Source organism: Exiguobacterium sp. R-39, assembly GCF_049942815.1.
GTDB lineage: Bacteria > Bacillota > Bacilli > Exiguobacteriales > Exiguobacteriaceae > Exiguobacterium_A.
Genome location: NZ_CP187965.1, coordinates 2,836,947 through 2,859,041 on the forward strand (window position 1 = coordinate 2,836,947; position 22,095 = coordinate 2,859,041).

At 48.2% G+C, this 22,095-nt stretch carries 25 protein-coding genes, 10 tRNA genes, 1 rRNA gene and 1 riboswitch; of the genes, 7 read left to right on the forward strand and 29 right to left on the reverse strand.

The features are described from left to right. Window positions 1-37 precede the first annotated feature (37 nt). From ACP26N_RS14775 to acpS, 20 genes are all read right to left on the reverse strand, one after another. Window positions 38-1,599, reverse strand: a 16S ribosomal RNA gene (locus ACP26N_RS14775). Window positions 1,600-1,732: 133 nt separating this feature from the next. Further along, a tRNA-Ile gene (locus ACP26N_RS14780) sits at window positions 1,733-1,809 on the reverse strand. A 19-nt stretch (window positions 1,810-1,828) separates the two neighbouring features. Beyond that, window positions 1,829-1,905 (reverse strand) — tRNA-Arg (locus ACP26N_RS14785). A 4-nt stretch (window positions 1,906-1,909) separates the two neighbouring features. Then, window positions 1,910-1,995, reverse strand: a tRNA-Leu gene (locus ACP26N_RS14790). 30 nt (window positions 1,996-2,025) lie between these two features. Further along, window positions 2,026-2,101 (reverse strand) — tRNA-Lys (locus ACP26N_RS14795). A 6-nt stretch (window positions 2,102-2,107) separates the two neighbouring features. Further along, a tRNA-Gln gene (locus ACP26N_RS14800) sits at window positions 2,108-2,179 on the reverse strand. Window positions 2,180-2,183: 4 nt separating this feature from the next. Beyond that, window positions 2,184-2,259, reverse strand: a tRNA-Asp gene (locus ACP26N_RS14805). A 34-nt stretch (window positions 2,260-2,293) separates the two neighbouring features. Beyond that, a tRNA-Val gene (locus ACP26N_RS14810) sits at window positions 2,294-2,369 on the reverse strand. Window positions 2,370-2,373: 4 nt separating this feature from the next. Beyond that, window positions 2,374-2,448 (reverse strand) — tRNA-Glu (locus ACP26N_RS14815). 49 nt (window positions 2,449-2,497) lie between these two features. Further along, window positions 2,498-2,589, reverse strand: a tRNA-Ser gene (locus tag ACP26N_RS14820). Between the two features lie 8 nt (window positions 2,590-2,597). Further along, window positions 2,598-2,672, reverse strand: a tRNA-Asn gene (locus ACP26N_RS14825). A 149-nt stretch (window positions 2,673-2,821) separates the two neighbouring features. Next, entirely contained in the window at window positions 2,822-3,262 is a 441-nt protein-coding gene (locus tag ACP26N_RS14830; protein WP_131973459.1) for a SprT family protein, read from the reverse strand. Continuing rightward, a complete protein-coding gene (locus ACP26N_RS14835) occupies window positions 3,259-5,379 on the reverse strand; it encodes a Tex family protein (RefSeq protein WP_426354274.1) in 2,121 nt (706 codons plus the stop codon). The genes ACP26N_RS14830 and ACP26N_RS14835 overlap by 4 nt, the downstream gene beginning before the upstream one ends. A gap of 67 nt (window positions 5,380-5,446) precedes the next feature. Next, complete coding sequence (sigB, locus tag ACP26N_RS14840; RefSeq protein ID WP_012371666.1) at window positions 5,447-6,244, reverse strand: RNA polymerase sigma factor SigB; 798 nt, start codon at window positions 6,242-6,244, stop codon at window positions 5,447-5,449. After that, window positions 6,210-6,692, reverse strand: coding sequence for an anti-sigma B factor RsbW (gene rsbW, locus ACP26N_RS14845; RefSeq protein WP_012371667.1), 483 nt, complete (start codon window positions 6,690-6,692; stop codon window positions 6,210-6,212). The genes sigB and rsbW overlap by 35 nt, the downstream gene beginning before the upstream one ends. After that, window positions 6,689-7,015: an STAS domain-containing protein gene (locus tag ACP26N_RS14850; RefSeq protein ID WP_012371668.1), complete on the reverse strand. Its 327-nt coding sequence runs from the start codon at window positions 7,013-7,015 to the stop codon at window positions 6,689-6,691. Before ACP26N_RS14850 ends, rsbW begins: the two co-directional genes overlap by 4 nt. Before the next feature lie 202 nt (window positions 7,016-7,217). Continuing rightward, entirely contained in the window at window positions 7,218-7,568 is a 351-nt protein-coding gene (locus ACP26N_RS14855; protein WP_014971520.1) for a type II toxin-antitoxin system PemK/MazF family toxin, read from the reverse strand. 3 nt (window positions 7,569-7,571) lie between these two features. Further along, on the reverse strand, window positions 7,572-7,796 hold the full coding sequence (locus tag ACP26N_RS14860) for a hypothetical protein (protein WP_012371670.1): 225 nt from the start codon (window positions 7,794-7,796) through the stop codon (window positions 7,572-7,574). A 139-nt stretch (window positions 7,797-7,935) separates the two neighbouring features. Continuing rightward, complete coding sequence (gene alr, locus ACP26N_RS14865; RefSeq protein ID WP_131973461.1) at window positions 7,936-9,009, reverse strand: alanine racemase; 1,074 nt, start codon at window positions 9,007-9,009, stop codon at window positions 7,936-7,938. Then, the gene (acpS, locus tag ACP26N_RS14870; protein WP_131503443.1) at window positions 8,981-9,367 is read right to left on the reverse strand and encodes a holo-ACP synthase; all 387 of its coding nucleotides are present in this window, start codon (window positions 9,365-9,367) and stop codon (window positions 8,981-8,983) included. Before acpS ends, alr begins: the two co-directional genes overlap by 29 nt. A 68-nt stretch (window positions 9,368-9,435) precedes the next feature. Between acpS and ACP26N_RS14875 the strand changes: the two genes are divergently transcribed. Next, entirely contained in the window at window positions 9,436-10,182 is a 747-nt protein-coding gene (locus tag ACP26N_RS14875; RefSeq protein ID WP_131503444.1) for a rhomboid family intramembrane serine protease, read from the forward strand. A 72-nt stretch (window positions 10,183-10,254) separates the two neighbouring features. Here the strand turns inward: ACP26N_RS14875 and ACP26N_RS14880 are convergent, their stop codons facing one another. Genes ACP26N_RS14880 through ACP26N_RS14890 form a run of 3 tightly spaced genes read right to left on the reverse strand, consistent with a single transcriptional unit; the run spans window position 10,255 to window position 11,311 of the window. After that, window positions 10,255-10,518 carry a hypothetical protein gene (locus ACP26N_RS14880; protein WP_426354275.1) on the reverse strand — a complete coding sequence of 88 codons (264 nt, stop codon included), beginning with the start codon at window positions 10,516-10,518 and terminating at the stop codon, window positions 10,255-10,257. A 33-nt stretch (window positions 10,519-10,551) separates the two neighbouring features. After that, entirely contained in the window at window positions 10,552-11,046 is a 495-nt protein-coding gene (locus ACP26N_RS14885) for a hypothetical protein (RefSeq protein ID WP_131503445.1), read from the reverse strand. Continuing rightward, on the reverse strand, window positions 11,036-11,311 hold the full coding sequence (locus tag ACP26N_RS14890; protein ID WP_026827240.1) for a 4a-hydroxytetrahydrobiopterin dehydratase: 276 nt from the start codon (window positions 11,309-11,311) through the stop codon (window positions 11,036-11,038). The genes ACP26N_RS14885 and ACP26N_RS14890 overlap by 11 nt, the downstream gene beginning before the upstream one ends. Before the next feature lie 164 nt (window positions 11,312-11,475). Here ACP26N_RS14890 and ACP26N_RS14895 point away from each other — a divergent pair, with 164 nt between their 5' ends. Then, window positions 11,476-12,009, forward strand: a complete 534-nt coding sequence (locus ACP26N_RS14895; protein WP_131503446.1) for a cysteine hydrolase family protein — start codon at window positions 11,476-11,478, stop codon at window positions 12,007-12,009. A 16-nt stretch (window positions 12,010-12,025) separates the two neighbouring features. After that, a complete protein-coding gene (locus ACP26N_RS14900) occupies window positions 12,026-13,477 on the forward strand; it encodes a nicotinate phosphoribosyltransferase (RefSeq protein ID WP_131503447.1) in 1,452 nt (483 codons plus the stop codon). Between the two features lie 26 nt (window positions 13,478-13,503). Here the strand turns inward: ACP26N_RS14900 and ACP26N_RS14905 are convergent, their stop codons facing one another. Next, window positions 13,504-13,833, reverse strand: coding sequence for a hypothetical protein (locus ACP26N_RS14905; RefSeq protein WP_114596592.1), 330 nt, complete (start codon window positions 13,831-13,833; stop codon window positions 13,504-13,506). Window positions 13,834-13,975: 142 nt separating this feature from the next. Between ACP26N_RS14905 and ACP26N_RS14910 the strand changes: the two genes are divergently transcribed. Next, the gene (locus ACP26N_RS14910; protein WP_131503448.1) at window positions 13,976-14,461 is read left to right on the forward strand and encodes a YwpF family protein; all 486 of its coding nucleotides are present in this window, start codon (window positions 13,976-13,978) and stop codon (window positions 14,459-14,461) included. On the opposite strand, the gene ACP26N_RS14915 is transcribed toward ACP26N_RS14910, so the two are convergent. Together ACP26N_RS14915 and ACP26N_RS14920 are read right to left on the reverse strand one after the other, a co-directional pair. Continuing rightward, entirely contained in the window at window positions 14,458-15,048 is a 591-nt protein-coding gene (locus ACP26N_RS14915) for a histidine phosphatase family protein (protein WP_131503449.1), read from the reverse strand. The two genes, ACP26N_RS14910 and ACP26N_RS14915, sit on opposite strands and share 4 nt — an antisense overlap. Before the next feature lie 51 nt (window positions 15,049-15,099). Then, complete coding sequence (locus ACP26N_RS14920; RefSeq protein WP_131503450.1) at window positions 15,100-16,059, reverse strand: alpha/beta hydrolase fold domain-containing protein; 960 nt, start codon at window positions 16,057-16,059, stop codon at window positions 15,100-15,102. A 178-nt stretch (window positions 16,060-16,237) separates the two neighbouring features. Here ACP26N_RS14920 and ACP26N_RS14925 point away from each other — a divergent pair, with 178 nt between their 5' ends. After that, window positions 16,238-17,200: a metal ABC transporter solute-binding protein, Zn/Mn family gene (locus tag ACP26N_RS14925; RefSeq protein ID WP_426354276.1), complete on the forward strand. Its 963-nt coding sequence runs from the start codon at window positions 16,238-16,240 to the stop codon at window positions 17,198-17,200. Between the two features lie 68 nt (window positions 17,201-17,268). Continuing rightward, a riboswitch (SAM riboswitch) is annotated at window positions 17,269-17,372 on the forward strand. Between the two features lie 78 nt (window positions 17,373-17,450). After that, window positions 17,451-18,758, forward strand: a complete 1,308-nt coding sequence (locus ACP26N_RS14930; protein WP_426354277.1) for a Na+/H+ antiporter NhaC family protein — start codon at window positions 17,451-17,453, stop codon at window positions 18,756-18,758. Window positions 18,759-18,801: 43 nt separating this feature from the next. Here ACP26N_RS14930 and ACP26N_RS14935 read toward each other — a convergent pair whose 3' ends face one another. Beyond that, the gene (locus ACP26N_RS14935; protein ID WP_131503453.1) at window positions 18,802-19,002 is read right to left on the reverse strand and encodes a hypothetical protein; all 201 of its coding nucleotides are present in this window, start codon (window positions 19,000-19,002) and stop codon (window positions 18,802-18,804) included. 157 nt (window positions 19,003-19,159) lie between these two features. Between ACP26N_RS14935 and ACP26N_RS14940 the strand changes: the two genes are divergently transcribed. Beyond that, the gene (locus ACP26N_RS14940; RefSeq protein WP_026831792.1) at window positions 19,160-19,972 is read left to right on the forward strand and encodes an aldo/keto reductase; all 813 of its coding nucleotides are present in this window, start codon (window positions 19,160-19,162) and stop codon (window positions 19,970-19,972) included. A 94-nt stretch (window positions 19,973-20,066) separates the two neighbouring features. Here the strand turns inward: ACP26N_RS14940 and ACP26N_RS14945 are convergent, their stop codons facing one another. Both ACP26N_RS14945 and ACP26N_RS14950 read right to left on the reverse strand, forming a co-directional pair. Further along, window positions 20,067-20,528 (reverse strand): hypothetical protein, encoded by a 462-nt coding sequence (locus ACP26N_RS14945; protein WP_214855367.1) that lies wholly within the window; start codon window positions 20,526-20,528, stop codon window positions 20,067-20,069. 117 nt (window positions 20,529-20,645) lie between these two features. Further along, window positions 20,646-22,091 (reverse strand): alanine/glycine:cation symporter family protein, encoded by a 1,446-nt coding sequence (locus tag ACP26N_RS14950; protein ID WP_131503455.1) that lies wholly within the window; start codon window positions 22,089-22,091, stop codon window positions 20,646-20,648. Window positions 22,092-22,095: the final 4 nt, after the last annotated feature.

The window sequence follows — 22,095 nt, forward strand, 5'->3', positions numbered from 1 at the left end:
AACGATGGGCATGTCCCGTAAGGGACGTTTTCCTTAGAAAGGAGGTGATCCAGCCGCACCTTCCGATACGGCTACCTTGTTACGACTTCACCCCAATCATCTACCCCACCTTCGACGGCTGGCTCCTTGCGGTTACCTCACCGGCTTCGGGTGTTGCAAACTCTCGTGGTGTGACGGGCGGTGTGTACAAGACCCGGGAACGTATTCACCGCAGTATGCTGACCTGCGATTACTAGCGATTCCGACTTCATGCAGGCGAGTTGCAGCCTGCAATCCGAACTGGGAACGGCTTTCTGGGATTGGCTCCACCTCGCGGTCTCGCTGCCCTTTGTACCGTCCATTGTAGCACGTGTGTAGCCCAACTCATAAGGGGCATGATGATTTGACGTCATCCCCACCTTCCTCCGGTTTGTCACCGGCAGTCTCCCTAGAGTGCCCAACTGAATGCTGGCAACTAAGGATAGGGGTTGCGCTCGTTGCGGGACTTAACCCAACATCTCACGACACGAGCTGACGACAACCATGCACCACCTGTCACCCTTGTCCCCGAAGGGAAAACTTGATCTCTCAAGCGGTCAAGGGGATGTCAAGAGTTGGTAAGGTTCTTCGCGTTGCTTCGAATTAAACCACATGCTCCACCGCTTGTGCGGGTCCCCGTCAATTCCTTTGAGTTTCAGCCTTGCGGCCGTACTCCCCAGGCGGAGTGCTTAATGCGTTAGCTTCAGCACTGAGGGGCGGAAACCCCCCAACACCTAGCACTCATCGTTTACGGCGTGGACTACCAGGGTATCTAATCCTGTTTGCTCCCCACGCTTTCGCGCCTCAGCGTCAGTTACAGACCAAAGAGTCGCCTTCGCCACTGGTGTTCCTCCACATCTCTACGCATTTCACCGCTACACATGGAATTCCACTCTTCTCTTCTGTACTCAAGCCTTCCAGTTTCCAATGACCCTCCCCGGTTGAGCCGGGGGCTTTCACATCAGACTTAAAAGGCCGCCTGCGCGCGCTTTACGCCCAATAATTCCGGACAACGCTTGCCACCTACGTATTACCGCGGCTGCTGGCACGTAGTTAGCCGTGGCTTTCTCGCAAGGTACCGTCAAGGTACGAGCATTACCTCTCGTACTTGTTCTTCCCTTACAACAGAGTTTTACGATCCGAAAACCTTCATCACTCACGCGGCGTTGCTCCATCAGACTTTCGTCCATTGTGGAAGATTCCCTACTGCTGCCTCCCGTAGGAGTCTGGGCCGTGTCTCAGTCCCAGTGTGGCCGATCACCCTCTCAGGTCGGCTATGCATCGTCGCCTTGGTGGGCCATTACCCCACCAACTAGCTAATGCACCGCAAGGCCATCCCAAGGTGACGCCGGAGCGCCTTTCATCATCAGACCATGCGGTCTGAAGAACTATTCGGTATTAGCTCCGATTTCTCGGAGTTATCCCAATCCTTGGGGCAGGTTCCTTACGTGTTACTCACCCGTCCGCCGCTCATTCCCTTCACTTCCCTCCGAAGAGTTCCGTGAGCTTCCTGCGCTCGACTTGCATGTATTAGGCACGCCGCCAGCGTTCGTCCTGAGCCAGGATCAAACTCTCCATAAAGTGTTTGACTTGCTCGTTGTGTGACCGAAGTCACGTTGACGAAGCTTGCGCTTCATTCATTGTTTGTATCCGAAGATACGTTTTTTTGCCTCATCGTTCAGTTTTCAAAGTTCGTCATCGTTTGTTTTGAAAATGGTGGGCCTAAGTGGACTCGAACCACCGACCTCACGCTTATCAGGCGTGCGCTCTAACCAGCTGAGCTATAGGCCCGTCAAAAGCAAACAAAATATGGTGCACCCTGAGAGATTCGAACTCCCGACCCCTTGATTCGTAGTCAAGTACTCTATCCAGCTGAGCTAAGGGTGCGATATGGTGCGGTCGAGAGGACTTGAACCTCCACAGTGTTGCCACCACTAGGCCCTCAACCTAGCGCGTCTACCATTCCGCCACGACCGCAAATATAAAATTAGAATTTAAAAAATAAAATGGTGTGTCATGCAGGATTCGAACCTGCGACCCTCTGATTAAAAGTCAGATGCTCTACCAACTGAGCTAATGACACGAAAAACTGGGCTGGAAGGGATCGAACCTTCGCATGCTGGAATCAAAATCCAGTGCCTTACCACTTGGCCACAGCCCAAAAATGGCGGTCCTGACGGGATTCGAACCCGCGATCTCCTGCGTGACAGGCAGGCATGTTAACCGCTACACCACAGGACCACATTTTTGTGAAACTTAAGTATGAAATTAAAAATGGTGGAGGATGACGGGATCGAACCGCCGACCCTCTGCTTGTAAGGCAGATGCTCTCCCAGCTGAGCTAATCCTCCAAAATGGTGACCCGTACGGGAATCGAACCCGTGATACCGCCGTGAAAGGGCGGTGTCTTAACCGCTTGACCAACGGGCCATTTAAAAACTGATAATTATTCTCAAGTAACAAATTCACATAAGAGGTCTGGCGGAGATGGAGGGATTCGAACCCTCGCACCAGTTTCCCGGCCTACACCCTTAGCAGGGGCGCCCCTTATAGCCACTTGGGTACATCTCCAAAGATAATGGCTCCGCAAGTAGGATTTGAACCTACGACCTACCGGTTAACAGCCGGTTGCTCTACCACTGAGCTATTGCGGAACGTGACGTTCGTTTCAGAACACTTTTCTATATTAGCAACTTTCTTTCTCTTCGTCAATGCTTTTTTAAAAAAGTTTTTAGTGACGAGAAGTTGTTTAGTTGCGGTCGTTTTGACGACTTCTATAATTTATCATGCTCCGAAATGAACGTCAACTACTTTTGTAAAAAATCTTTCCACGACATCGTCCGCAACGGTAACGTTCCGGATTCATCTTTCTTTTTCTTCTATATAATGTCCCGCATTTCTCACACTCATAAAGATGATTCTTTTTTTCCGTTTCTTCCAGACGCGGACTGTAGCGCAGTCCTCCGTATCGTTGTAACCACTCTTTAAAATCCTGATCCTGGTGCCGGTGTCCCATTCCACGCAGGTGTAAATGATAGTGGCACAGCTCATGAATGACGATTCCGCGAAAGATATTACGGTCGGCTAAATAGCTCCGATTGAAATCCAAATGATGATCTGTCAGAAAATAACGTCCCCCGGTTGTCCGTAAGCGATCGTTAAAAAGTGCAATATGTCTAAAAGGTAAAGCAAACACGTCGAGCGAGAGTTGCTCGACGTATTGCTGCAACTCTTCGTTCGTCATGACGGACTGACCATCGTCAGACCGATCCGTCCCCGTTCCGGTTCGACACTCGTTACCCAAACGGTTACGATATCACCGACTGCAATGACATCAAGCGGGTGTTTGACCCGTTTTTTACTGAGCTTCGAGATGTGGACAAGGCCGCTCTCCTTCACACCAATATCAACGAAAGCACCAAAGTCGAGTACATTCCGGACTGTCCCCTGGAACTCCATTCCGACTTGAATCATATCGAGCGATAAGACATCCTGACGCAGTAACGGTTTATCGAGCGCTTCCCGCGGATCCCGTTCCGGACGTTGCAAAGCTTCGATAATGTCACGTAATGTCGGTTCACCGACTTCAAGCAATTGAGCTGTTTCAGGTACAGATAATTCTCCGAGCCGAGTCCGTAAGGTTTCCGTTCCCACGGTCTGTAAGGATAAATCCAGTTGCTTAAACAACGATTCAACGGTTTTATACTGTTCCGGGTGAATCGGTGTCCGGTCAAGCGGATGACTGCCTTCCGGTATACGCAAGAAGCCGGCTGCCTGTTCATATGCTTTCGCTCCTAAACGCGGGACTTTCAGCAATTCTTTCCGGGATGCAAACGCACCCAGTTCAGAGCGGCGTTCGACAATCTTTTTAGCTGTTGCCTTCGTAATCCCGGCGACGTAACCGAGCAACGACTCCGAGGCCGTATTAACGTCAACACCCACCTGGTTAACGACTGTCTCGACGACGAAATCGAGTGTTTCTTTTAACTTTGTCTGCGTGACATCGTGTTGGTACTGTCCGACACCGACGGATTGCGGGTCCACTTTGACGAGTTCCGCCAACGGATCCTGCAGGCGTCGTGCGATCGAGATGGCTGACCGTTGCTCGACCTGTAGATCCGGGAACTCGGTGCGCGCGATTTCTGACGCCGAATAAATACTTGCCCCTGCTTCATCAACAATCGTAAAGGCAATTTGATCATGTCCTTTAATCCAGTCCGCGACGAAGGATTCGGTCTCGCGGGAAGCCGTACCGTTTCCGATCGCAATCAATTCGATTCCGTACCGGTTCACGAGTTTCGTCAAGACTTGACGTGCCTCCTGTGCTTTTTGTTCCGACATCGTGAGATAGACGACACCCACTTCCTTTACTTCCCCTGTCGGATCAATCACTGCCCACTTACATCCGGTCCGGTATGCAGGATCCAGTCCTAACATCACTTTCCCTTTCATCGGTGGTTGCATATAGAGTTGTCGTAAGTTTTTTCCGAACACTTCAATTGCCTGGTTTTCCGCTTTATCGGTCAACTCATTCCGAAGTTCCCGCTCGATTGCCGGGAAAACCGATTTTTTATATCCTGTCTGGACGGCTTCTTCGACCAACTGACGTTTTTGTTCTGCCAATCGGCTGAACGGTCGCAACAAGTACGGTAATACCTGTTGTTCATCGAGGACGATTTTGACGGAAACGATTTTTAACGCCTCGGCACGATTAATCGCCAAAATCCGGTGCGGCACGATTTGACGGATCCGTTCACTGTACTCATAGTATTGGGCAAAGACACGTTTTTCGTCGACTGCGTCCTTTTTTAGTTTCGTGACGATATCTGCAAACCGGTAAGCTGTCTTCCGGATATGTTCCCGGACACTCGCCTGCTCGCCCCATTCTTCTGCGATGATCGCTTGCGCCCCGGCAATTGCCTCGCCTTCCGGATGTGCTGCTACATACTGATTAAATTGCTGTTCATCGTATGATTTTGGCGAGCGTAAAAAGTCGGCAAATGGACTCAATCCTGCTTCACGGGCAATTTCAGCTTTTGTTCTCCGCTTCGGACGAAACGGTAAGTATAAGTCTTCAATTTGTTGTAACGTCGTCGCTCCCATCAAACTTTGTTTTAACTCGGACGTCAAGACACCCTGCTCTTCAATTTTCCGCAGGACATCTTCTCGTTTCGTTTCCAGTTGTGTGATGCTTTTATGGCGATCGAGGATTGCTTTGATTTCGACCTCATCGAGTTCACCGGTTTGTTCTTTACGGTACCTGGCGATAAACGGAATCGTTCCTCCGTCTTCCGTCAATTGTAAAACGGCTTTCACCTGGGCTGGTCTGATGTTCAATTCTGTTGCGATTCTCTTCTCCATTTTCCTCACCTCTCTGTCATTATACCGAAGAATCGATAGGACACAAAAAAAGACCGATGCTTCCGCATCAGTCTTTTGAAAATACTTCGTTTGGTTCTACTTTGATGGCTTCCCGTAATTTTTGCAATGCACGACGCTGAAGACGCGACACATGCATTTGCGAAATTCCAAGGAGCTCTCCGGTTTCTTTTTGACTCATGTTCCGGTAATAGGCACATTCTAAAATCGAGCGTTCCCGGTCCGTCAAAACAGCAAACGCTTTTTCAAGAATCAGCTTTTGATCCACCGAATCATATCCGTTTTCCTGGTTACCGACGAGGTCAAGTAATGTCACCGTACTGCCTTCTTGATCCGCTTCAATTGAGCTGTCGACGGACAAGGCTTGGTAACTTTTACCCATCTCAAGCGTTTCAAGAACTTCCTCTTCCGATACTTCCAACCGGGCTGCAATTTCATCGATTCGCGGTGAACGTTGCAATTCTGTCGTCAGTTCTTCGACGGCTTTCTTGATTTTCGGTCCCAGTTCCTTGATACGACGCGGCACGTGAACACTCCATGTCTTATCGCGGATAAACCGTTTGATCTCACCAATGATGGTCGGAACGGCAAACGATTCGAAACTACGACCGAACTCTTTATCAAAACGACGAAGTGCGGCAAGCAGACCAATCATCCCGACTTGGACGAGATCATCATGAATCGGACGGCCACGTGAGAACTTACGGGCAAGCGCCTCAACGAGATCGGAATACCGGGCAAGTAAAGCAGCATGAACTTCTTCATCTTGATCATCTTGTTGGTACAGGTCAATCAGACGAAGGACTTCATCGTCACTGTGATGGCGTTGTTGAGACTTTGCTGGCACTTTGACCCACCTCATCTCTATTCATATATTTTGTCATATGGACAGTGACGCCGTTTGCTTTCTCGATCGTGACTTGATCCATGAGTGCTTCGATCATTAATATCCCTAGTCCCCCCTCGTGCAGAGAGTCTAAATCATGCGATTCCGTGATTGGTTCACTTTGACGCTTCACGCTGTCTTTATCGAACGTCACACCATTGTCTTTGACAATGATTTCAAGACGATCGTCCGGGTAAACGTTACACGTTAAAGCCATCGATCCATCTTGTTCTCCTTCATACGCATGCTGGACGGCATTCGCACATGCTTCAGAAACAGCAATTTTAATGTCTTCGATATCGTCGTAAGTGTAACCCATCCGATTCGCGACACCTGAAACGGTTAATCGGGCAATTGCAACATACTCCGGTTTTGCCGGAAGTGTCATTTCAAGTTGTTCGTTCTTCATTGTGTTCCACCTCGTACACCACTATCGATTGTAATGATGCTTGAAAGACCTGTAATTTCGAACAAACGGCGAATCCGTTCCGAAACACCGACGAGTGTGAATGATGTTCCGTTTTTCTTTGATGCTTTAAGCGCTCCGACAAATACGCCAAGGCCTGTTGAATCCATATAATGAATTTCGTCCAAATGAACAACGACGTCATTTGTTTCGACTGCCGGTACAAGTTCCTGACGAAGTTTCGGTGCTGTATACGTATCAATCTCTCCTGCGATATAGAGATGCGTCTGACCATCCAATTGTTCTGTTTTGATTGTTAAATCCATCTTCAAGTTCCTCCTCAAGGAAAATCTGCTATGTGTTCTCTCTATCTATTTGGTTTAAATAGTATGGGCTGACCCTCCTTAAAGAAAAGGTCACTCTGATGTAATTCCCGCATTTGAACATCTTTAAACCAAAATTTAAAAAAATGTTCAAAAAAAGTCGTATACAGATGTATCGACTCTTCTCGCTGTTATATGTAAGTGCCTAGAAATCAATCAAGCCTAGGCTGATCGCGACGGCACTATTTACTTTCATCATCGTGTCAGGATCTAGGTGCGTGACTTTATCCGTTAGACGGCGTTTGTCGATTGTACGGACCTGCTCAAGTAGGATGACCGAATCACGTTCTAATCCGTGTCGCTCTCGATATACTTCCACATGGGTCGGTAGTTTGGCTTTGTCGATCTGTGCCGTGATCGCAGCCACGATTACAGTTGGGCTGAATCGGTTACCAATATCATTTTGTAGGACAAGGACAGGACGAACGCCTCCTTGTTCCGATCCGACCACAGGTGACAAATTTGCATAAAACACGTCGCCACGTTTGACTATCAAAGCTTACACCCCGCTTACTTGACGTAGGAGCGAGAACTCCGCCTCCGTTTCAATCTGGAACATTTCGCCAACGATTGATAAATTGATCGCTGCCATTTCTTCGTAACCACGTTTCAATTCCTCACGTAGCTGACGCTTGCGTTCTTCGGTCGTATGGTTCGACTTCATCCCAATCGTCTCCTTCGCTACATTTCGTTCAACAAATTGCTTTTCCCGTTGTTGGACCAAGATAATGGCACCTCCAGATTCACTGAAACCTTAACGAACGACTCACTTCCACTTCAATATATCAGTCAAATTCAGAAAATACAATCAAAATTCAAACAAATAACATTTTTTTACCATCATATTGATGTCTTTTCAAAAACTAGATACGCGGGACACGCTTCGAAAACTGACACAGTACTTCGTAGTTGATCGTCCCTAACCAGTGAGCGGCCTCATCAATCGGTACCCCTTGCCCGATCAATGTGACTTCTGTTCCGATTGGATAGTCGTGCGGTAAGCGGATCATTAACCGGTCCATACAGACCCGTCCGACGATTTCACACGGATAACCGTCGACAAGCAATGAGTATCCTTGGAATTTACGAGACCAGCCATCGGCGTATCCAATCGGGACCGTTCCGATCCACTCATCCGTCGGAGCCGTATACGTCGCACCGTAACTGATCGTTTGACCGGGTTCAACCTGTTTGATCTGCATCAGACGACTTTTTAGTGAAAAAGCCGGTCGTAAAAATTCGTAAAATGGAATCATTTCATCTGACGGCATTGCTCCGTATAACGCAATCCCAATCCGGACGACATTAAACGGGTCCTGTCCAATTAAACGGATGGCGCCGGCCGAGTTGGCCGCATGGATATACCGAATGCCGGGCACACGTTCGACGAAACGCAGAAAAACGGTCTGTTGTTCGTCAAACAACCGGCTGTTCAATTCATCAGCCGTCGCGAAATGCGTATAGATGCCTTCGAGCTCCATCACATCCGAGTCCAGCTCTTTTAAGACGGCATCCAACTCTTCCAGTGTCTGGAGTCCAAGACGTCCCATTCCGCTGTCGACTTTAATATGGAGTCGTAAATGATCGACGTCCGTTAAATGCTGTTTCGCTTCCCGCAACCAGTCTGCTGAAAAAACAGGCACGGCAACATCATAGTTCGAGGCGATCGGTGCGTGTTCCGGCAAAAGCGTTTCGAGCATTAAAATCGGCGCCTGAATCCCCGCTTCCCGTAACTCGATTGCTTCTTCAAGCAAGGCGACGGCCAGCAAATCTGCCCCGTTTGCCAAAGCGATTTCCGCGACCGTCACGGCACCATGTCCGTATCCATCCGCCTTTACGACGGCCATCATCGTTTGATGACCGATTCTGGCCTTGATTTCACGTACATTGTGGGCGATTGCGTCGCGATCAATTTCTATCCAAGTTGGTCGATACATCTGAACTCCTCTTTTCTAATAAGACTTGTGCAGCCGCATAATGGTCGGAATGGGTAATCGAGAGATGAATCGTCCCTTCAAACGGTCCTGTCATGACCGGGCGTCCCGAGGCTTCATTCAACACTTCGAGATCGAGCCAGGATACTTCGGCACCGATGCCAGTTCCAAACGCTTTGACAAACGCTTCTTTGGCAGCGAACCGTCCTGCGAGATACTCAAGCTTACGCCCGTCGGATAACGTATGAAACCGTTTTTGTTCTTCTGCCGTCAAAATCCGTTTAACGATACGCGGTTGACGCTCGAGCGTTCGGCGAATTTGTTCCAGTTCTACGAGATCGAGTCCTATTCCAAAAATCATTCCTGACGCCTCCACAGTTCTATTCTTCGCCATCTTCATATAGAATGAAGAGGAAGCGAGGTGTTGTCATGTTTAGTCGAACGGAAAACCTACAAACGTTCACACGTTCTTATCCGGTCGTTTCGTTGTTCATTTTAATCCAAGTTGTCCTGTTTGTCATCGAACAGTTAAACGTCTTTTTCAACTTTGGCTTTTCGCCGCTCAATTACGGGGCAGCCATCAACTTGTTCATCGGGAACGGGGAATGGTGGCGTGTCGTGACGGCGACGTTCCTGCATTATGATTTTTGGCATATCGCCTTCAACACGTTTGCCCTGATCATTTTTGCACCTGCGCTAGAGCGGATGATTGGTCACGCGAAGTTTGCTTCCTTCTATCTTTTAGTCGGTACGCTCGCGAACGTCTTGACGTATTTCACGAAAATCAATGAACCGCTTTATGGTCAAGCCGGGGCATCGGGTGCTATTTTAGGATTGCTCGGTTTTTACGTCTACCTCGGCCGTTTCAAACGGACCGTCATCTCAGCCGATGATGCACGTCTCGTTTATATCTTTAGTGCCATCACAGCAATCTTCACATTACTCGGTTCAAATGTCTCTGTCTTCGGTCATTTATATGGTTTCGTGCTCGGATTCCTTGCCGGCTTCATTTTCGGAAAAGGCACCGTACCGTTTACACGACCATTCAATAGCGGAAGGCGTCCTGCATCAGGCGGTCGTATCATTCATACGAGCGGTTCCGGACAACTCGGACGGATCATCTTTTATGTCATCGTCGCCTTTGCCGTGTTTGGTCTGCTGGCTCGATTCATTTAAAAAAGAACAAAAAAGCGAGCCTGTCTGAATTCCGATTTTCGAAATTCAGACAGGCTCGCTTTCCCTATTCGCTTATTTACGTAATGATTCCGCAAGATCTTTGATATCATCGATCAAGTTGTGAATCGTTTCTTGGTTATCTGTATATAAAGCGCGAAGTTCTTCAAAACGGCCTTTCGGATCCTGTTTGACAGCTGAAAGTTGTGTTCCCGCTCCGCCAAATGTGCGTTTGACCGTAGCCAGTTGCGATTGACGTGTATCTTTATGAAGCATGGATAATGTGGCACCTACGAGTGCTCCGCCAAGTGTTGCTACTAAAAAGTAATTCTTTTTCATCTGTTTTTCCCCCTAGACTAATTTAACTGTTTCTTAAAGTGGTGGTAAAAGCTGATACCGTTTCATGACCGGAGAAGGCGAAAAAGACTTCCCTGCCTCTTCAGCATACTGGTCGACGGTCAGTCGTTCAACTGATTTCGCATAACGCGAAGCATCCGTGTCATTGTTGAACTGAATCAACAGGACCAAATCTGTTCCGCGCTCGACGCGGGCGATCCGAACGGCTTTGAAACTGTCGTATTCCGCACCCAGTACTTTTGGATCCGACATGACATGATGGACAAATAAATCGCCGCTGTTTTGATCTGCCGGAATCGACCAATAAAATAAACTGCCTTGTTCATCAAAATTACCGCGTGTTTCGAGTAATGTATATGTGTTGCCGCTTTGAAACGGGGACTTCCCTTCTGTTTCAATAAACAAAAGAGCCTCACCGCTTCCACTTGCTGCTCGAATCTGAGGATCACGCGATCGAATTTGATCAACAAAACTGCCGCTACCGAATGTTATGGAAAGTTTAGATGGCATCACAGGCCTCCGCGAGTTCGAAGTCTTTGCTAGTCAGACCGCCTGAATCGTGGGTCGTCGCAGCAAGCGTAACGTTCTTATAGTCAATGATGATTCTCGGATGATGGTTGAGATGTTCCGCTATCGAACCAACCTCCTGTACAAAATCAAGTGCTGCCGGGAATGAATCCAATGTATAGACACGGACGATTTCGTCATCGACGACACGCCATTCCGCCAGTCCTTCCAAACGTTCTTCCACTTCATACTCATTCAACCTTTTCATGCCATTTTCCTCCTCCACCATTATTTTCGTCCTATACCTTATACCCTACTTTTCCGGTTTCTTATACCTCTCGCCGATGGATTTCTTCCTTTTGTCTTCTGGCACAGATAGAGTACAATGTGAAGGAGAACACTACCTCCCAAAAAAGAAAGGGGCAGACGCTCATGCGTGCGCTTATCGTGATTGATTATACGGTTGATTTTGTAGCCGATGAAGGAAAGTTGACGTGCGGAAAACCAGGACAGGCCATTGAAGGACGCATCGCTTCACTGATGGATGAGTTCTCATCAGAGGATTATGTCGTCATCGCAAACGATATCCACGAAGAAGGAGACACCTTCCATCCGGAAACCGTCCTCTTCCCACCCCACAACATCCGTGGTACTCACGGCAGAGACCTTTTCGGACAAGTAGCTGAGATGGCACGTGTCGCAGATCATGTCATCGATAAAACACGGTACAGTGCTTTTGCCGGAACGGATCTTGATTTACGGTTACGGGAACGTTCGATTCACGAAGTTCATCTCGTCGGTGTCTGTACGGATATCTGCGTCCTGCACACAGCAGTCGATGCCTACAATCTGGGATATAAAATCGTCGTCCATGCCGACGCCGTCGCAAGTTTTAACGCGGCCGGCCATGACTGGGCACTTACGCATTTCAAACAATCGATCGGCGCAGATGTCGTCGGCGAATAAGAAGGGATCTGTCTTCATGTTACAACGTAATCTTGCACTTCATACTGATCTTTATCTGCCACGGTGGATGTATATTTATTGGCAGGAAGGACGTCATAATGAACGCGCTGTCTTTGACGTCTACTATCGGTCAAACCCGTTCGAAGGGGGTTATGTCGTCTTCGCCGGGCTCGAAAATATCATCGAATATGTTCAGACCCTCCGTTTTACAGAAGAGGACATTACGTATCTCCAAAAAATGATCGGTTTCCCGGACGAGTTCAAAGAGGAATTGCGCAACTTTAAATTCTCCGGTTCCATCTCAAGCGTCAAAGAAGGCGAAATCGTTTTCCCGAACGAACCACTTGTCCGGATCGAAGCCCGGATTTTCGAAGCAAAATTATTGCAGACGGCGATTTTGAATATCGCTAACCACGAATCCCTGATCGCTACGAAATATGCGCGGATCCGTCAATCGGCACCCGGTGCAAAATTCCTCGAAGCCGGTGCGCGTCGTGCCCAAGGCATCGATGCTGCTTACTTCGGAACCCGCGCGTCGTACTTAGCCGGTTTTGATGTCACGAGCCTTGCTTCTGCCGGACGAGACTTCGGTATTCCGTGCGGCGGAACGATGGAGCATGCCGATATTCAATTCCATGATGATGAATTAACGGCGTTCCGGACGTTTGCTGCCTACTATCCGGATCAAGCGACATTACTCGTCGATACGTACGACACGCTGAAAAGCGGTTTGCCGAACGCGATCATCGTCGCGAAGGAACTCGAAGCAAAAGGACATAAATTGCGCGGTATCCGGATTGATTCCGGCGATTTATCCTACTTATCGAAACGGGCACGGACAATGCTCGATGAAGCCGGCTTCCCGGATGTCGACATCGTCTTATCCGGTGATCTCGATGAATACGTCATCCAGGATTTACGGATTCAAGGGGCACAGGCGAATACGTTCCTCGTCGGAACACGCGGTATCACAGCATACGAACAACCTGCACTCGGTATGGTCTATAAGCTGGTCGCACGTGAAGTCGACGGCGAACTCATTCCGGTCATCAAAGTCTCGTCCTCAAAAGCGAAGACGACGACACCACACATCAAAGAAGTGTACCGGATTGTCGACCGCGTCACGAATAAATTCAAAGGTGATTACGTGACGTTACTGGATGAAGATCCGACTGATCTGGAGGCAATCGACTTAATCGACGTCCGTGATCCGTCATTCCGCAACCGGATCGAGAACTTTAACGTCGAACGTTTGCTGACGCCGATTTTCGTTGACGGAGAACTGGTATACACGGTCCCGACCATCGAAGAAAGCCGCCATTTCCATGAACAGCAGATCGGTCGTCTATGGGAAGAATACAAACGCCTCCGTCTGCCGGAAGTCTATGCCATCACCTTCAGCGACCGTCTCTGGAAACTGAAACTGGATATGATTCGCGACACACGGACTGCGAGCGGTCTAAAATAAACAATTGAACATAAAAACAGCCTACTTCAGCTGAAGTGGGCTGTTTCATTTGGTGTAACTGTCATTTGGATTGCCGCTTGTTCCATTTGTTGACGAAAGTACCAAGCGAAACCAAGCGCACCTCCGATGAAGACGATATACGTAATCCGTTGACCGAACTCTGCCAAGGAATCCGCATAAAAAATACTGATTAAGTGGTCGCTTCCACTGATGAGAAGCAAACAGGCAATCAGGAGCGCTATACGATAAGCAAGTGTCGGACGGTCTGTTGGTTCAGCATGCCAATACGAGATGATGTAATGGGCAAGTAAGATGATGCCAATGATTCCTAATACTCCTATCAGTGCTTGCGGCATAATGAACGGTCCTCCTGTTTCTAATTTCTACTTCCATTTAAACATAGTTCACTAAAAAATCCTCTCTAAAACTTTCCCACCGTTTGCCCGGTCACGGTATACTGAAGAAAATCTGTTGTTCATTCAACAAGGAGGCGTTTTCTTGAAAACCTTTAAATTGTGCACCTTACGTATTTTAATGGATGAATCCGGCCGGGATACGACGATTCCCGTTACGATCAAAGATGGATTGACTGTCAGCACGGATCAGACGGCACAGTGGGTCGCTGAAATTGTCGTCCTGGAAAATGATCAACCGATCATCGACGAGTTATTCAATAAAAATTTACGGGCCTTGATTGAAATTACGATTTCCCGACCTGATAATGATCCGGCTGCGATGATTGTGACGCCGCTTGAATCGACTCCCTTAAGTGAAGGGGTATCGTACCTGTTCAAAGGAAAGATGGTCATGATGAAAAATGACTTGTCGGAATCGATCTTACGCGAAGTCGTCGAGGATCATTTCACCGGTGAAGCCTTGATTCAGGAATACAAAGACCGGCGTTCAAAACGCGGCGCACATATTACGAGTATCGCGAAAGAAACGTTTAAACAGTACCTCCACGAAAATCCAACCATCTCTTAAGGACGTATCGTTTGATCTACGATATGATCCGCGACATTGATCCGGTCAATCTCATACCGGTCGGAGAAACGAATATAGTTCGCACATGCATTCTTAAGCGGTGTCCGGTAACTGAAGCTATCATCAATCGAGGATAATGCCGCTTTGATCGTATGCGAGTGACAGACGATCAACAGGCGTTGTCCCCGATATTTTTCTGTCAATTCTTCAATTGCCGAAAACACCCGCTGCTGAATTTCCTGTTCGGTTTCAAGTCCCGGTACACGTTCCGTATCATTCGCTTGGACTGCTTCATAGATTCCGGCGACGGGCTGTCCTGATGCCAATCCAAACTCCCGTTCGACCAACCGTTCATCCGTCTCCGTTACATCCAGCCCGATTGAACGTCCGATGATTTCTGCCGTCTCGACTGCCCGCGATAAGGGGCTTGAAATCAAGACGTCCCATTTTTCTTCCGCCAGGTAAGCTGCGCTCATTCCAGCCTGCCATCGCCCTGTCTCATTGAGCGGAATATCTTCTCGTCCTTGAATCCGCTCGTTTAAATTCCAATCCGTTTGACCATGACGCACTAAACAAATTTCTGTCATTTTACTGTCTCCTTCAAAAGAAATATGACTGATTGTATCATGTTTTCTTTTTTAGTGAAGGGTCTCCCGGGGCGGCAACGCCAGGACCTGACAACTAAACGTCTCAATCCGTTCCAGTAACCGCTCGATTTTCAACGGATTTTCGGTCTGGGTAAAGCTCGCCAGGGAATGCGTGCCGTTCGGGAAGGAAAACAGCCGGACGTCGGCTCCGACATCGGCTCCCTTTTCAACGAAGTGGAGCGCTTGCGTAAATGGGACAATCGGATCTTTTTTTCCGTGCAACAACATGATCGGTGGTGAGTCTGCTGTCAAATGTGTTACCGGCGAAACACGTGTCATGAGTTCCCGCCACTCGTCCCGCCCTCCTCCGTAAAACTTAATATGGGCAATCCACGTTTGAATGAACTTGAACAGGAGGAAGTTCGTCGGAGGATACAGGGCAATGACACCACTGATCAACGGGAGGCATTCGGCTGTTTGTTCGCCGATGAATTCCATCGGGGCAAGTGCCGTCGTCAGCATTAACGCGGCACCGGCTGAGTCTCCCCACAACACCATGCGTCCCCGCATAATCCGTAAATCGTCGGCTTCCTGATTTAAGAAACAAAGTGCATCCCGAACGTCTTCCAGATTATCCGGAAAATAACTGCCGTCCTCAAACAAGCGATAATCGATACTGCAAACGGCGATGCCGAGTTCCAGGAAACGCTCGACGATTGGCGTAAAACAAAAGACGTCATCCCGGTTCCCTCTGACGAAGGCTCCCCCGTGCGCATAAATCGCGACCGGGAAAGGACCATCACCCGGCGGATAATATAAATCCAACTTTAGTTCTTTCTGATTAACGGTTTTAAACAAAATCGTCCGGGGTGCGAGTTGGACTTCCGACAGTGGAAGCGCCGGTTCCGTCCATCGTAATAAAGCACCATAGTTGTTCCAGATGCTCGCTCCGGCTGCGGCTGTCGTTAAAATTGCCGCCCCTCCCATCAGCCAAGCAGTTTCCCGTTTCACCTCATCACCTCCAAAGCTTACTCTCGATTTCTGATCTCTTATTAGTCATCTACCCGATTTATTTAGAAGCCGAACGTCTTCCCCGACTTATACTTGACGCTTCGTTTTGGATTCGTTATAGTGAAAAGGTTCAAATCGGAATAATTACGTTTTAATAATTTTTGGAGGGTTTATTCATATGAAAAAATTACTTTCAGCTTTCACGGTTGCCTTTGCCAGCGCTGCTTTTCTTGCTGCCTGCGGTTCTTCCGAATCCAATCAAGATGCGACCGATCAAAAGCTTCGGGTGTATACATCGACATTCGCTACTGCGGCAATCGCCAAGGAAATTGGCGGAACAGATATCGACGTCAAGATGATTGTCCCTCCCGGTGCCGATCCGCACTCGTACGAGCCGACGTCTAAACAACTGACAGAAATCGCACAAGGCGATCTGTTCCTCTTAACCGGTACGACGCTTGAACCGTACTCGAAAAAAATCAAAGCCAGTCTGAAAGGCAATGATGTCCGTTTCGTCGAGACAAGCACAGGAATCGACTTACTCGAAGCCAACGCCACGCTTCACGAACATGAAGGACACGATGATCATGCTGACGAACACACGGAAGAAGAACATGATCACGGCAAATACGATCCCCATGTCTGGCTCGATCCGAACAATGCCAAAATGATGGCCCAATCGATTTCGACGGCACTGGCAAAAGAAGTACCGGATAAAAAAGCGACGTTTGAAAAAAACCTGGCTGAATTTGATACGCAGGCAGATGAGCTCGATCAAGATCTGCAACAGGCTGTCGATAAGGGCTCGAAAAAAGAATTGCTCGTCACGCATGCCGCTTACGGATATTTAGCCGAACGATACGGTTTCTCGCAATTGCCGATTGCCGGCATCTCTCCGTCGGACGAGCCTTCCCAAAAGCAACTGGCTGCTCTCGTCAAAGAAGCCAAATTGCATGACTTGAAGTATATCGCTTTCGAGGAGACGGTTTCTCCTAAAGTCGCCCGCGTCATCCAACAGGAAATCGGAGCCGAAGCGATTACGATCCACAATCTGGAGTCCGTCACGAAAGAACAGCAGAATGCCTCGTATTTTGACTTGATGAATGAAAATGTGACGACGCTCAAACAAGCACTTCAGTGAAGTAGTGTTGACATGCAGTAAAAGATACGTTACGGTAGAAAACGTATTTCAGACAATTAAATGACTTCTTTTTATCGCGAGAGACGGAGGGACTGGCCCGATGATGTTTCGGCAGCGGACGATTAAATCGTACTGTGCCAAATCCAGCAAGCTGCGGCTTGAGAGATAAGAAGAGCGTCTTTTTCAGTAAAGACCTCCTTCTTTCTTGCGAAGGAGTCTTTTTTTGTACTTGTAGAAAAGGAGTGGTTTTATGAACGAGACGATTACACCGAACAAATGGGCACTTCTACCGTTACTTGTCTTTTTAGTTCTTTTTATCGGTGCCGGTATTTTTTACGATGATTTCTACAAATTCCCGATTCTGATTGCGGCTTTGATTGCCTTGATTTTTGCGGCGGTCACAACGAAAGGCAGCATCAATCAAACCGTGGAACGGATTGCAACGGGTGCCGGAAATCCGGACATCATGATCATGGTCTTTATTTTCTTACTTGCCGGTGCCTTTTCCGGAACGGCCGATGCGATTGGCGCCATCGAAGCGACCGTCAACGCGTCGCTGACATTTTTACCGCCTTCTCTTTTAATGAGTGGGTTGTTTATCATCGCTGCTTTCATCTCGATGGCGATGGGGACTTCGACCGGTACGATTGCCGCACTTGCCCCGATTGCTCTCGGAATTCATGAAGCAACAGGTGTCAATGTTGCGATTGCCGCGGCAGCTGTCGTCGGCGGTGCAATGTTCGGTGATAACCTGTCATTCATTTCCGATACAACGATCGCAGCAGTCCGGACGCAAAAAACCAATATGCGCGACAAATTCAGAACCAACTTCATGATCGTGTTGCCGGCAGCAATCCTGACGGTCATCATCTTGGCTTTCGTCTCAGGTACAGGAGACGTCGTCGAAGCAAAAGCGTTTGAGTTTTATAAATTGATTCCGTATCTGTCTGTCATCGTCCTCGCCTTGTTTGGTGTCAACGTCATCCTCGTCTTAGTCGGCGGAACCGTTTTGACGGGTATCATCGGTATGATGGACGGAAGCTTCGGCTTAAGCGGCTTCGTCCTGTCGATGTCTGAAGGATTGATGGGGATGGCAGAAATTTCGATCTTGACGTTATTAATGGGCGGACTCGTCAGCCTGATCACCTTTAACGGCGGGATTGCTTATCTGAAAGAAACCCTGACGCGGAAAATCTCACAACGCCGCGGCGCGGAATTCAGTATGGCGGCACTCGTCAGTGCAACGAATCTCGCGACAGCGAACAATACGATTTCGATTCTTGTCGCCGGACCACTCGCTGCGGAAATCGCCGATACGTATGATATTGATCGGAAGAAATCCGCCAGTATCCTCGATATCTTCTCGTGCGGTATCCAAGGAATCATCCCGTACGGAGCCCAGTTGCTGATTGCAGCGGAATTAACGAAAACGGCTTCCCCGGAACTGATTCCCTATCTGTTTTATCCGTTCCTGCTTTTCGTTTGCGGATCTCTTGCCATCGTCTTCGGCTTCCCACGTCGAAAAACAGCTGATGTGCGTAAAAAAAATGTTTCGTAAAAAATACAAGACCCGTCGCTTTTGCGATAGGTCTTGTTTTGACTTATTTTTTCTGGTCTTGGCGGTTGAGAATGAAATACGCAATCGCCGGAAGCGGGAACTGAATCAGTCCTGCGCCTCCCCAGACCCACGGATTTCGTCCTGTCTTCCGTGCACCAAGGAACAAACATGTCGCTTGTGTCCCTAACAGGGCTGCAAGGCCGGCCCAAACACCTTTTGGTACGTTTTTAACAGATCGTTTCATAAAATACACCTCGTTTCCTTTATAGATTTACCCTCCTCTTTTCGCTTTCTAACCGGCTTTTTCCTCCCTTGAGCGTTGAAACGGACGTTCTTGCTTGTTCATGCTAAACTAAACGAGCAATTCCATATTCTCGTTTCATTAAAGGAGGAGTATACACATGCAATACGCAAAACTTTCAAATGGTGTCACAATTCCACAAATCGGATTCGGTGTCTGGCAAGTCGACGAAGAGACGGAAGCACCGGCTGCCGTCGCAGAAGCCATTCGTGTCGGTTACCGTCATATTGATACGGCTGCCGTTTACAAAAACGAACGTGGTGTCGCCAAAGGAATTAAAGAAAGCGGCGTGAACCGTGAAGATCTCTTCTTAACGTCTAAAGTATGGAACGATGATATTCGTGCCGGACGCACTAAGGAAGCTTTCGCCGAGTCACTTGAACGTCTCGAGACCGATTACCTTGATCTCTATCTGATCCACTGGCCGGTTGAAGGATATATCGAAGCGTGGAAAGCGATGGTTGAGCTTTACGAAGCCGGGAAAATTAAAGCCATCGGCGTGTCGAACTTCAAAGAACATCACCTCGATACACTTGCTGAAGAAGGATTAATGACACCGATGATCAATCAGGTCGAACTTCATCCGCAACTTCCGCAACACGAACTGCATGAATATTTACAGGACCATAGCATTCAAGTTGAAGCGTGGAGCCCGCTCATGCAAGGGAAATTCCTCGAAATCAATGACTTCAAGGAAATTGCAGAAAAACACGGTAAATCTCCTTCACAAGTCGTCTTGCGCTGGCATTTGGATAACGGTATTGTCGCGCTTCCGAAATCGGTCACACCTGAACGCATTGCGGAAAACTTTGACGTCTTTGACTTCCAACTGGACGCAGATGATCTCGAGAAGATTGATCGTTTGGCAACGGATGTTCGTCTCGGACCGGATCCAGACGAAATCGACTTTTAAGCATTGACTTTACACATACAGGAAAGAGAGGCGGATGTCACATCCCCCTCTCTTTTTCTATGTCCTTATATAATGGAGTTGTACAAGGAAAGCCCTATACATAATAGACGAGAATCGTATCCTGCGCTTCTTCCGCCTGGTGAAAATAGGCGCGTAGATTCCCGAATTGTTCCCAAACCTCATCGAAATCACCTTGCTGGCCGGCCTCCTGATAAATCACTTCCAGTGCCCGTCGATCAAAATTACGCATGACCTCCGACGAAATGATGAGTAGCGGTAAGGGAAGGATGCCGACGATTGCCGCATGCTCCTCATTGACGATTAGTTCTTCCCCGACAATCGCCCGTCCCAAATTATAGTGGGTTTCCTGGTCAATGAAGATATCGATTTGGCTCATCAACTGATACAGTGGGGTCGTCTCTTCGAGTGCGAATAATTGCTCATGATCGGGTTGTGTTTCATGGATAAACAAAATCCAGTCCATGATGATGTGGGGATCATCTCCAAACGAATCCCAAACGGCATCCGCGACTCGAACATAATGTACGTTTTCCATCCTCCCCCTCCTTTCCGGTCGTTTTTTTTAGTATTCCCATTTTCACATCGCTTTAATGACGATTATCAAAATCTCTACCAATAAAAAAAGGACCAGATGACTCTGATCCTTCTCATATTAAATGGCTTTTTCTTTCCGGTCTTCATCCTGCCACGCCTCGAGCGTTTCTTTCCCCGGAAGATTCGGAATCGAATCTTTATGGAAACGGGGATCCTGACCATTTTTACGTTGTACTAAATAATCATCGAGTGCCAGCTTCGCAATTTTGGATAAGCGGAAAATTGCATACAAGTTAACGATTGCCATCAAGCCCATGAAGATGTCCGCGAGCGCCCAGACAAGTCCCGCCGTTTGAACGAGCGAACCAAACACAACCATGCCGAGGACGATGACACGATACACCATCATGATTTTTTTATTGTCATTGATGAAACTGATATTCGATTCACCGTAATAATAATTTCCGACAATCGAACTGAAGGCAAACAAGAAAATCGCAAGCGCCATAAATGCAGTAGCCAATGGACCGACCTGAGAAGCGAGTGCCCCTTGCGCCAAATCGATTCCGGCGACCGGTGCTCCACTCGCATCCTGCGTCGCAACACCACTGACTAGAACAATCATTGCTGTCGAAGAACAGACGAGCAGTGTATCCACAAAAACCGCAAACGATTGAATCAACCCTTGTTTGACAGGATGGGACACTTCTGCCGTCGCAGCAGCATTCGGCGCTGAACCCATACCGGCTTCATTTGAGAAAAGACCACGACGAATTCCGTTTAAGACCGCTGCTCCGATTGCTCCACCGGCAAGTGTTTTGAATTCGAGTAATCCTTCCTGGAAAATCAGACCGAATACGTTCGGTAACACCTCTAAGTTCGTCACCATGATGTAGAGAGCAATCAAGATGTATCCGCCTGCCATAATCGGGACGAGGAAGGCTGACACCGTCGCAATACTCCGGACACCGCCGAAGATTACGAGTGCCGTTAACAGGACAAGTCCAACTGTAATCCACGTTTTATCTACCCCATACTGACTTTGAAGCGATAATGAAATCGTATTGGACTGGACTGAGTTGAAGACGAATCCAAACGAGATGGTAATCAAGATACTGAAAACGACGCCAAGCCAGCGTTGTCCGAGCGCTTTTTCCATGTAATATGCAGGACCGCCACGCCAAGCTTTTTCGTCACGTACTTTATAAATCTGAGCGAGCGTACTCTCGACGAATGCTGAAGCGGAACCGATTAAGGCAATCAACCACATCCAAAAGACAGCACCCGGTCCACCGAGCGCAATGGCTGTCGCGACGCCGGCGATATTGCCGGTCCCGACCCGTGCCGCTGTACTGATGGCGAAGGCTTGGAACGGCGACACACCATCTTTCCCTTTATCCGTTCCTTGGAACAACAGCCGCAACATTTCCGGAATCATCCGAAACTGGACGAACCCCATTCGAATTGTAAAATAAATTCCCAGACCAACCAACAAGATGATCAAGACACTCGACCATAACAAGTCATTAATACTACCGATTAAATCCATCAGTTGTTTTTCCACAGGT

Excerpts from the sequence above, each read along its gene's own strand:
- ACP26N_RS14830 (WP_131973459.1), bottom strand. The coding sequence starts at position 3,262 with ATGACGAACGAAGAGTTGCAGCAATACGTCGAGCAACTCTCGCTCGAC.
- ACP26N_RS14835 (WP_426354274.1), bottom strand. The coding sequence starts at position 5,379 with ATGGAGAAGAGAATCGCAACAGAATTGAACATCAGACCAGCCCAGGTG.
- rsbW (WP_012371667.1), bottom strand. The coding sequence starts at position 6,692 with ATGAAGAACGAACAACTTGAAATGACACTTCCGGCAAAACCGGAGTAT.
- ACP26N_RS14850 (WP_012371668.1), bottom strand. The coding sequence starts at position 7,015 with ATGGATTTAACAATCAAAACAGAACAATTGGATGGTCAGACGCATCTC.
- alr (WP_131973461.1), bottom strand. The coding sequence starts at position 9,009 with ATGTATCGACCAACTTGGATAGAAATTGATCGCGACGCAATCGCCCAC.
- acpS (WP_131503443.1), bottom strand. The coding sequence starts at position 9,367 with ATGATTTTTGGAATAGGACTCGATCTCGTAGAACTGGAACAAATTCGC.
- ACP26N_RS14875 (WP_131503444.1), top strand. The coding sequence starts at position 9,436 with ATGTTTAGTCGAACGGAAAACCTACAAACGTTCACACGTTCTTATCCG.
- ACP26N_RS14880 (WP_426354275.1), bottom strand. The coding sequence starts at position 10,518 with ATGAAAAAGAATTACTTTTTAGTAGCAACACTTGGCGGAGCACTCGTA.
- ACP26N_RS14885 (WP_131503445.1), bottom strand. The coding sequence starts at position 11,046 with ATGCCATCTAAACTTTCCATAACATTCGGTAGCGGCAGTTTTGTTGAT.
- ACP26N_RS14890 (WP_026827240.1), bottom strand. The coding sequence starts at position 11,311 with ATGAAAAGGTTGAATGAGTATGAAGTGGAAGAACGTTTGGAAGGACTG.
- ACP26N_RS14895 (WP_131503446.1), top strand. The coding sequence starts at position 11,476 with ATGCGTGCGCTTATCGTGATTGATTATACGGTTGATTTTGTAGCCGAT.
- ACP26N_RS14900 (WP_131503447.1), top strand. The coding sequence starts at position 12,026 with ATGTTACAACGTAATCTTGCACTTCATACTGATCTTTATCTGCCACGG.
- ACP26N_RS14905 (WP_114596592.1), bottom strand. The coding sequence starts at position 13,833 with ATGCCGCAAGCACTGATAGGAGTATTAGGAATCATTGGCATCATCTTA.
- ACP26N_RS14915 (WP_131503449.1), bottom strand. The coding sequence starts at position 15,048 with ATGACAGAAATTTGTTTAGTGCGTCATGGTCAAACGGATTGGAATTTA.
- ACP26N_RS14925 (WP_426354276.1), top strand. The coding sequence starts at position 16,238 with ATGAAAAAATTACTTTCAGCTTTCACGGTTGCCTTTGCCAGCGCTGCT.
- ACP26N_RS14930 (WP_426354277.1), top strand. The coding sequence starts at position 17,451 with ATGAACGAGACGATTACACCGAACAAATGGGCACTTCTACCGTTACTT.
- ACP26N_RS14935 (WP_131503453.1), bottom strand. The coding sequence starts at position 19,002 with ATGAAACGATCTGTTAAAAACGTACCAAAAGGTGTTTGGGCCGGCCTT.
- ACP26N_RS14940 (WP_026831792.1), top strand. The coding sequence starts at position 19,160 with ATGCAATACGCAAAACTTTCAAATGGTGTCACAATTCCACAAATCGGA.
- ACP26N_RS14945 (WP_214855367.1), bottom strand. The coding sequence starts at position 20,528 with ATGGAAAACGTACATTATGTTCGAGTCGCGGATGCCGTTTGGGATTCG.